Below are 7,735 nucleotides of genomic sequence, written 5' to 3'. Positions count from 1 at the left end.
GTGTCGGGGGATTCGGGGGTGTCTGCGTCGTCCTCGGGCGCTCCGGGAGCCCGGTCGTACAGGATCCCGGCCAGCTCGCCGAGTTCCTCGGGCACCTTCGCGGACTCGCTGCGGCCGAGCCCGGCCATCTCGACGACCGTCACGCCGTCGGCGCGGCGCACCGCGCGCACCCACACCCGGCGGCGCTGGATGAACAGGGAGGCGGCCAGGCCGAAGATCGCGGCGATCGCGCCGCCCAGCGCCCAGCCGCTGCCGGGCTGCTGGGTGACCTGGAAGTTCGCCCATTCCCTGGTGCCCTCGTAGGTGACCGTGCCGGCCCCGTTCGGGAGGGTCATGGTCTCGCCCGGCTTGAGGTTCTCCCTCAGCTGGAGCTTCTTGGCGTCCTCGAACGCCTTCATGTGGGTCTTGTCGAGCTGGTACACGCTCTGCGGGATGCCCGAGTCGACGCCGAGGTCGCCGTGGTAGGGCGCGAGGTTCAGTACGGGGTTGAGCAGGGCCGGGAAGGTGGAGGCGGTCTCCATGCCCTTGACGTAGGACGGCAGGAAGAAGGCCTGGAAGCCGAGCTGTTCGGTGACGCCCTGGGCGTTCTTGTAACCGTCGAGAACCTTCACCACTCCGGAGGAGGTGACGTTGGAGTCGAGGGGCAGCAGCGGTACGGCGTTGCTGAAGACGACCTTGCCCCTGCCGTCCCGGACGGTGACGACCGGGGCGTAGCCGTGGGCGGTGAGGTAGACCTTGGAGTCGCCGATCTCCAGCGGGTGGTTGACCTGGACGGTCGTCTTCCGGGCCTTGCCGTAGGCGCCGACGCTGTAGGTGAGGGCGGCCTCGTAGGTACGGGGGGTGCCCTTGTTGGGGCCGCTCGCCTCGTACGTGCCGGTGAACTCGTCCAGGGAGAAACTGAACGGCGTCAGGTCGTCGACGCTGAAGAGATTGCCGGACTTGAAGTCGTCGTAGGAGATGAGGGTGTTGGAGAAACCGCTTCCCTCGACGAGGAGTTTGTTTCCCTCGGACTTGAAGAGCTGGCCCCAGGCGAAGGAGGTCAGCATCACGATCAGCGCGATGTGGAAGGCGAGGTTGCCGACCTCACGGAGGTAACCCTTCTCGGCGGCCACGGCGTCACCGGCCAGGTGGGCCCGGAAACGGCGCTTCCTCAGCAACGCGAGGGCGGCCTCGCGGACCTCCTCGGGCGCGGCCCGCGTCTGCCACGTCGTGTACGCGGGCAGCCGGGTCAGCCGCTTGGGCGCGCCCGGCGGACGGCCGCGCAGCTGGCCCACGAACTGCCAGGTGCGGGGCACGATGCAGCCGACGAGGGAGACGAACAGCAGGATGTAGATCGCGGAGAACCACACCGAGCTGTACACGTGGAACAGCCCGAGCCGGTCGTAGAGCGGCGCGAGCGTCTCGTGCGCCGCGCGGAAGTCGGCGACCTTCGTCTCGTCGCTGCCGGTCTGCGGGATCAGCGAGCCGGGGATCGCGCCGAGCGCCAGCAGCAGCAGGAGCAGCAGCGCCACCCGCATGGAGGTCAGCTGGCGCCAGAACCAGCGGGCCCAGCCGATCAGGCCCAGGCCTGGCCCACTGGCGAGGGTGTCGGTGGGGGCCGTGGACAGCTGGGAGCCTGCGGCGTCGAGTCCCTGGTCGTCGGGGGCCGTGGTGGGCTCGTCGGCTGTGGTCTTGTTCATCGATCAGATCCCCACGGTGAAGCCGTTGGACCAGGACTGCAGGTCCTGCACGAGGTAGTCCCACGCGCCGGTCAGCAGCAGCACACCGGTCCCGATCATCATCACGCCGCCGACGCGCATGACCCACACGTAGTGCCGCTTGACCCAGGCGAAGGTGCCGAGCGCCTTACGGAAGGCGACCGCGGCGAGCACGAACGGCAGACCGAGGCCGAGGCAGTAGGCGACGGTCAGTATGGCACCGCGGCCCGCGCTCGACTGCTGCGAGGACAGGGCGAGCACGGAGGCCAGGGTGGGGCCGATGCAGGGGGTCCAGCCGATGCCGAACAGCGCGCCGAGCAGCGGGGCGCCCGCCAGTCCGGCGACGGGCCTGCGGTGGAAGCGGAACTCCCGCTGGGTCATCCAGGGCATCAGGCCCATGAAGAAGACGCCCATGAGGATCATGAGCACGCCCAGCACCTTGGACAGGACACCGCTGTTGGCCTGGAGGGTGTCGCCGAAGAAGCCGAAGAGGGCTCCGCTGGAGACGAACACCGCCGTGAAGCCGAGCACGAAGAGTGAGGCGCCGGCGACCATCCGGCCGCGCCGGGCCTCGGCCAGATCGGTGCCCGCGACACCGGTGACGTACGACAGGTAGCCGGGCACGAGCGGCAGGACGCAGGGCGAGAAGAAGGAGATGAGTCCGCCGAGCAGGGCGACGGGCAGGGCGACCAGCAGGGCTCCGTTGAGGACCGTGCCGTTGTAGCCCTCCGCCGCGAGGGTGGTGACCGTGCTCACGTCACTTCTCCGCGAGGACCGGGTCGATCATGGAGCGCAGTTTCTCCTCGCTGAGCGCGGCCAGGGAGCGGGCCGCGATCTTCCCTTCCCGGTCGAGGACGAGCGTGGAGGGGATCGCCTGGAGGTTCAGTGTGCCCTTCTTGAACCGGAGCATCAGCCTGCTGCTCGGGTCGTACAGGCTCGGGTAGGTGACGCCGTACGTCTTCTCGAAGGCGAGGGCGCTCGACTCCTTGGCGTCGGCGACGTTGATGCCGACGAACTGCACGCCCTGCGCCTTCAGGTCGGTGGAGACCTTCTGGAAGTTGGGAGCCTCGGCCCGGCAGGGGGCGCACCAGGATCCCCACACGTTCAGGACGACGACCTTGCCCTTGAAGGAGGAGACCGCCAGCTGCTTGTTGTCGATGGTCTTGCCGGACAGGTCCGGAGCCGGGTCCCGCTCGCCCTTCTCGACGGTCGAGATGCCGTCCTTGCCCATGATGAAGTTGGTGTCACCGCCCCCGCCGGAGACGCCTCCGGAGGTACAGGCGGACAACAGCAACGCCGTGGCGACGGCTACGGCGGCGGACAAGGGGGTGCGGCTGGCGGCACTCATGTGAAAAGTTTCGCATGCCCGTTCCGGGGATCTTGGGCACCCCCCTTGCGGGCAGAAAACCGCATTTCAGGCAGCGTTCGCGGAACTCGACGCGGTACCGGCGCCGGCGGTCCCGGAGGCCCCCGCGAGAAACGTCTTCCAGCCACCGGCCGGTTCCTGCCCCACGTCCAGTGTGCGCAGCTTGGCGAGGATCTCCGGCTTCTGCACGTCGATCCAGTCGACGAACTGCCGGAAGGAGACCAGGCGCACGTCCGCGCCCTTCTCCTTCTCGCGCGCGATGTGCTTGAACGCCTCCTCGACGGCGTCCATGTAGATGCCGCCGTTCCACTGCTCGAAGTGGTTGCCGACGAAGAAGGGCGCGCGGTTCGTCTCGAACGCCCGGCGGAAGCCCTGGATGTACGCCTGCGCCGACTGCTTGCGCCAGCCCGGGTAGTTGTGGCTGGGCGCCTTCGTCGAGTTGACCGACTGGTTGGCGAGCATGTTGTAGTCCATCGACAGGACCTCGAAGCCACGGCCGGGGAACGGTATCTGCTGCAACGGCAGGTCCCACATGCCCTGCTTCTTGTCGGGCCAGACCTGACGGCCGCCGGGCGAGGAGGCGTCGTAGCGCCAGCCGAGGGAGCGGGCGGTGGGCAGCAGCTTGTCCTGGCCGAGGAGGCAGGGCGTGCGGGCGCCGACGAGTTCCTTGTCGTAGTCGAAGGGCAGCGCGGGCAGGTCGGTCCACCCGGTGTTGGTGCGCCACTCCTTGACGAACGACTTGGCCTGGTCGATCTCGTTGCGCCACTGGCTACCGGTCCAGTTGCCGACGGACCCGGAACCGGCGCAGAAGTGCCCGTTGAAGTGGGTTCCTATCTCATGGCCCTCGAGCCAGGCACGGCGGACGTTGATCAGCGTCGCCTTGACGTGGTCGTCGGTGAGGTAACCGATGTCGGAAGCGCCGCGGGGGTTGTTGGGCGGGTCGTAGAGCCGCTTCTTGGACTCGGGCAGGAGGTAGAGCCCGGAGAGGAAGAAGGTCATGGCCGCGCCGTGCTCCTTGGCGAGGTCGAGGAAACGCGGGAAGAGACCGTTTCCCACCTCGGCCGCCCCGTCCCACGAGAAGACGACGAACTGGGGCGGCTCCTGACCCGGCTCCAGGGGCACGGGCTTCTCCGGCTGGTGCGGCTGCTTCCCGGTGAAGGAGGTGGAGCCGTCACCGATCGGCCGTGCGGTGGCCGTGGGCTTCGGGGAGGCCGACCCACCCTTGCCGGTCCCGCCCTTGCCGCCGCCGGGGCTCGGGTCGTCCGACCCGGTGAAGGTGCCGCAGCCCGCGAGTCCGGCGGCTGCCGCGGCCCCCGCGCCCAGTCCGAGTGCTCCCCTGCGGGTGAGAGTGCGCATGGCATCCCCGTTCGTCGCGTGCTCTGTTGGTCACCCAGTCAGAGGACGCGTCGAACAGGGAGGTTCCGATCATTTGTACGTATTACGTAACAGGGGGCGGGGCCGGGACGGGGCGCGGTGGCAGCAAGCGGTTACGGGAAACCGGGCGCGCCCGGCTCCGGCGCGCGAGGCCGGCTCCGGCGCGCGAGGCCGGCTCCGGCGCGCGAGGCCCACTCCGATGACCGGGCGAGGCCGGCCCCGACGCGCGAGGCTCAGGCCCCGACGCGCGAGGCTCAGGCCCCGACGCGCGAGGCTCAGGCCCCGACGCGCGAGGCTCAGGCGCCGAAGGCCTTGCCCTTCCCCTTCACGGGCTTGGCGCCGGCCAGCAGGTGCGGCGGGACCAGGTCACGGGCGGGCTCGGAGTAGCCGACGGAGACGATCGTGTCGCCCTGGTACGTGAACGACGTCAGCGAGGCGAGCGTGCACTGCCGCTTGCGCGGGTCGTGCCACAGCCGCCGCCGCTCGACGTAGGACCGCACGATCCAGATCGGCAGCTGGTGGCTGACGAGCACCGCCTCATGGCCGCGCGCCTTGTCCTTCGCCGCGTCCAGCGCGCCCATCATGCGCACCACCTGGTCGACGTACGCCTCGCCCCAGGACGGCTTGATCGGGTTGTAGATGTGCCGCCAGTTCCCGGGCCGGCGCAGCGCCCCGTCACCGACGCCGAAGGTCTTGCCCTGGAACACGTTGCCGGCCTCGATGAGCCGCGCGTCGGTGGCGATGTCGAGCCCGTGCGCCTTCGCGATCGGCGTCGCCGTCTCCTGCGCCCGCTCCAGCGGGGAGGCGCAGACGTAGGTCACGTCACGGGAGGCGAGGTGCTCGGCGACCCGGTCGGCCATGCGCCGGCCCAGGTCGGAGAGGTGGTAGCCGGCCAGACGGCCGTACAGGATGCCGTCCGGGTTGGCGACCTCGCCGTGCCGCATCAGGTGGACGACGGTCAGGTCCTTGCTGTTGTCGGTGCTCACGCGGTGGCCTCCGCAGCCGCTCGGGCCGCCGCCGGAAGGGCGTCGGCGATGCGCTGGACGGCCCGTTCGTCGTGGGCCGTGGACACGAACCAGGACTCGTACGACGAGGGCGGCAGGTACACGCCGTTCGCCAGCAGCGAGTGGAAGAAGGCGGTGAAGCGGTACGACTCCTGCGCCTTGGCGTCCTCGTAGTTGCGGACGGGACGGTCCGTGAAGAAGACGGAGAACATGTTGGAGGCGCTCTGCAGCGTGTGCGCGACGCCCTCCTTGGACAGGGCGTCCGACACCAGCGCCTGGATCTGCTCGGAGACGGCGTTGATCTTCGCGTACGCGGCGTCGTCGAGGAGCCGGAGCTGGGCGAGACCGGCGGCGGTGGCGACCGGGTTCCCGGAGAGGGTGCCGGCCTGGTAGACGGGCCCGGCGGGCGCGAGGTGCGCCATCACGTCGGCCCGGCCGCCGAACGCCGCGGCCGGGAAACCGCCGCCCATGACCTTGCCGAAGGTCATCAGGTCGGGCCTGACCCCGTCGATCCCGAACCAGCCCGCGCGGCTGGTCCGGAACCCGGTCATGACCTCGTCGGAGATGTAGAGGGCGCCGTTGTTCTGGCAGGCGTCCTTGAGTCCCTGGTTGAAGCCGGGCAGCGGCGGTACGACGCCCATGTTGCCCGGCGAGGCCTCGGTGATGACGCAGGCGATCTCACCGGGGTGCCGGTGGAAGGCCTCCTGCACGGCCTCCAGGTCGTTGTACGGCAGGACGATCGTGTCGCCGGCCTGGGCGCCCGTGACGCCGGGCGTGTCGGGCAGGGCGAAGGTGGCGACGCCGGACCCGGCCGCGGCGAGCAGCGAGTCGACGTGGCCGTGGTAGCAGCCGGCGAACTTGATCACCTTGGAGCGCCGGGTGAACCCGCGGGCGAGCCGGATCGCGGACATCGTGGCCTCGGTCCCGCTGGACACCAGCCGGACCTGCTCGACGGGCTCGACCCGCGCGACGATCTCCTCGGCGAGCGTGACCTCGCCCTCACCGGGCGTCCCGAAGGACGTACCGCGCGAGACGGCGTCCTGGACGGCGGCGATCACCTCGGGGTGCGAGTGCCCGAGGATCATGGGGCCCCAGGAACAGACGAGGTCGACGTACTCCCGGCCGTCCGCGTCCGTCAGGTACGGGCCGGTGCCGGACACCATGAACCGGGGCGTGCCGCCGACGGCGCGGAAGGCGCGCACCGGGGAGTTCACGCCGCCCGGCGTGACGACGGCCGCACGGTCGAACAGCGCCTGTGAGGCAGACGCTTCGTATGAATAGGGCAGTTCGCTCATGACCTGCGACTTCTCCGACTTCTCGGACTCCGGTTGCCAGTGACCTCATCAGGGTAGGCCAGGGGCGCCCGAGGACGGCGGGGCCCGTGCCGTGCCCGCCCGGCCCCGGCAGGCCGGTCACGGAGCGTTCTTCATCTGCGAAACTGAAACGGACTGAGTCTGATAGACGTAGCTCACACCGACAGCGAGTCGAGGGGCTGCGAAGATCCTGCGGACAGGTGTTTCAGCGCACGTTTCGGCGTGCGGCCGTGGGGGAGGTCACTGACACGATGATCGGGTTGCGCGGCGGGGTCCGCGCGTCCTAGAAAAGCAGTCGGGTGGAGATATGCATCGCGGTGGCGGACTGGGCGAGGGGACCGACGGCATGGGTCCTCGACGTGCCCGGCGGGGAAAGCACCGGCGCGACGCGGAGGAAGCCAACGAAGCACGTCAGACACAGGGCGTCCCTGGTGCCCCTGGTGTACCGAGTGAGTCCGAGCGGCTCGACCGTACGGTCGACCGACTCCGGGCGGGGAGCGGGAACGGTGGTCGGGTGGGGGTGACGTACAAGTACTTCGGCGCTCCGGACGGCGCGACCGCGGCCCGGGTCCCGATCTCGATGCGCCCCGAGGAACTCGGCGGCGACGAACTCGGCATGAACGGCATGTTCACCAAGATCAAGCCGGAGACGATGGCCGCGATGGTCCTCACCGGCATCGAGGGCGTCCCCCTGCACAAGGTGCCCCCGCTGGAGCTCGTCGTCCTCCACCCCGACTACGCGGTCGTGAAACTCCCCATGACGGTCGTCGACCCCCTGCGCGACATCGGCGAGGAAGCGGTCGGCGCGGCAGCCTTCATCTGGTCGACGGTCCCGGACCGCGGCGGGCCGCGGGACGCGTTCAACGTGTACCAGCTGCTGCACGAGTGGCAGGACTTCAGCCATCGGCTGCATGAGGCGGGGCATCAGCCGTATTGCTTGGTGTGGCCCTGACCTGGGGTTTCACTGGTGGCGGGCGGGGT

Annotated in this window: 7 protein-coding genes; 1 reads left to right on the top strand and 6 read right to left on the bottom strand. The window is 69.7% G+C overall.

The genetic code is table 11. The features are described from left to right. From P1P75_RS08770 to hemL, 6 genes are all read right to left on the bottom strand, one after another. Positions 1-1,679, bottom strand: a 1,679-nt coding sequence (locus P1P75_RS08770; RefSeq protein ID WP_319253225.1) for a cytochrome c biogenesis protein ResB, incomplete at its 3' end; no start/stop codon positions are given. A gap of 3 nt (positions 1,680-1,682) precedes the next feature. Then, complete coding sequence (locus P1P75_RS08765) at positions 1,683-2,453, bottom strand: cytochrome c biogenesis protein CcdA (RefSeq protein ID WP_319253223.1); 771 nt, start codon at positions 2,451-2,453, stop codon at positions 1,683-1,685. Position 2,454: 1 nt separating this feature from the next. Beyond that, positions 2,455-3,045 (bottom strand): TlpA disulfide reductase family protein, encoded by a 591-nt coding sequence (locus tag P1P75_RS08760; protein WP_319253221.1) that lies wholly within the window; start codon positions 3,043-3,045, stop codon positions 2,455-2,457. A gap of 66 nt (positions 3,046-3,111) precedes the next feature. Beyond that, positions 3,112-4,419 carry a hypothetical protein gene (locus tag P1P75_RS08755; RefSeq protein ID WP_319253219.1) on the bottom strand — a complete coding sequence of 436 codons (1,308 nt, stop codon included), beginning with the start codon at positions 4,417-4,419 and terminating at the stop codon, positions 3,112-3,114. Between the two features lie 314 nt (positions 4,420-4,733). Next, the gene (locus tag P1P75_RS08750) at positions 4,734-5,423 is read right to left on the bottom strand and encodes a histidine phosphatase family protein (protein WP_319253217.1); all 690 of its coding nucleotides are present in this window, start codon (positions 5,421-5,423) and stop codon (positions 4,734-4,736) included. Beyond that, on the bottom strand, positions 5,420-6,736 hold the full coding sequence (gene hemL / locus P1P75_RS08745) for a glutamate-1-semialdehyde 2,1-aminomutase (protein ID WP_086772911.1): 1,317 nt from the start codon (positions 6,734-6,736) through the stop codon (positions 5,420-5,422). Before hemL ends, P1P75_RS08750 begins: the two co-directional genes overlap by 4 nt. A gap of 325 nt (positions 6,737-7,061) precedes the next feature. On the opposite strand from hemL, the gene P1P75_RS08740 reads away from it, so the two are divergent. Further along, positions 7,062-7,706: a hypothetical protein gene (locus P1P75_RS08740; RefSeq protein WP_190047026.1), complete on the top strand. Its 645-nt coding sequence runs from the start codon at positions 7,062-7,064 to the stop codon at positions 7,704-7,706. Positions 7,707-7,735: the final 29 nt, after the last annotated feature.

This window comes from Streptomyces sp. ID05-39B, assembly GCF_033794725.1.
In the GTDB taxonomy this organism is placed as follows: domain Bacteria; phylum Actinomycetota; class Actinomycetes; order Streptomycetales; family Streptomycetaceae; genus Streptomyces; species Streptomyces bobili.
The sequence above is the reverse complement of the archived record's forward strand: the minus strand, read 5'-3'. Positions and strand labels throughout refer to the sequence as shown.

Bases quoted from the DNA above. Each gene is read 5' to 3' on its own strand.
- P1P75_RS08755 (WP_319253219.1), bottom strand. From the start codon at position 4,419: ATGCGCACTCTCACCCGCAGGGGAGCACTCGGACTGGGCGCGGGGGCC.
- P1P75_RS08760 (WP_319253221.1), bottom strand. From the start codon at position 3,045: ATGAGTGCCGCCAGCCGCACCCCCTTGTCCGCCGCCGTAGCCGTCGCC.
- P1P75_RS08740 (WP_190047026.1), top strand. From the start codon at position 7,062: ATGCATCGCGGTGGCGGACTGGGCGAGGGGACCGACGGCATGGGTCCT.
- hemL (WP_086772911.1), bottom strand. From the start codon at position 6,736: ATGAGCGAACTGCCCTATTCATACGAAGCGTCTGCCTCACAGGCGCTG.